The organism is Paraburkholderia sp. SIMBA_027 (assembly GCF_046535315.1).
In the GTDB taxonomy this organism is placed as follows: domain Bacteria; phylum Pseudomonadota; class Gammaproteobacteria; order Burkholderiales; family Burkholderiaceae; genus Paraburkholderia; species Paraburkholderia tropica.
The window spans coordinates 1-378 of the sequence record NZ_JAWRWY010000168.1; the positions used below are offsets into that span (position 1 = coordinate 1).

The following is a 378-nucleotide window of genomic DNA, read 5'->3' on the forward strand; positions in this document are numbered from 1 at the left end:
ATCCGTCACCACTTCATCAACAGCTTGAATTAATTGAGCGAGTTCAGCTGTCGTTAACTCTTCATCTGATTCTTTTTGAATTTCTGGAATGATTTCATTTTGAAGTAACTCTTCGTAAATTTCGTTCGATTTATCAATTAACTTTGTTTGATACCGTTCAATCGATTTCTTCCAAACAAATGTGAATTTATTTGCGTTCGCTTCAATTTTTGTACCATCAATGAAAATTGCTTCATCATCAATTAAGTTTTCTTGAATGAGTTGACATCTGAACTGGACAAAACATTGACGAATTAATTCTTTTACAGTCGGTTTGATACGGAAGCGATTAATCGTGCGATATGTAGGTTCATTTCCTTGAGCTAACCACATCATACG

General features: G+C 34.1%; 1 protein-coding gene. It reads right to left on the bottom strand.

The genetic code is table 11. The annotated features are described in order from the left end of the window. A partial coding sequence (locus SB764_RS38620) for a transposase (protein WP_410866554.1) occupies window positions 1-378 on the bottom strand: 378 nt, incomplete at both ends.